This is a genomic window from Streptomyces chisholmiae (assembly GCF_031845445.1).
Lineage (GTDB): Bacteria > Actinomycetota > Actinomycetes > Streptomycetales > Streptomycetaceae > Streptomyces > Streptomyces chisholmiae.
In genome coordinates this window covers 1-255 of the sequence record NZ_JAVREO010000331.1, presented here as the reverse complement: position 1 = coordinate 255, position 255 = coordinate 1, and the positions used below count along the sequence as shown (strand labels likewise).

Sequence of the window (255 nt, the reverse complement as noted above, 5' to 3'; positions counted from 1 at the left end):
GCGACCACGGTGCTGACCAGCAGCCCGGTCCAGGCGTTCTGCATCACCTCCGGGTCGTACCAGCCCCACTCGACGGAGCCGCGGATCAGGAAGCCGTGCAGCAGGTAGCCGTAGAGGGTGCCGGCGCCCAGCGTGGTCATCCACGAGTGCCTGCCGGGGACCAGCGCCAGGAAGCAGGCGGTGAGCACCACCGAGCAGCCGAACAGCGCCAGCGTCATCAGCGCCCCGACCCACCAGGGCTCGCCCAGCTCCTGG

General features: G+C 71.0%; 1 pseudogene. It reads right to left on the bottom strand.

The features are described 5' to 3' along the window. Nucleotides 1-255: pseudogene (locus tag RM844_RS33825) on the bottom strand (acyltransferase family protein); the annotation flags it as partial.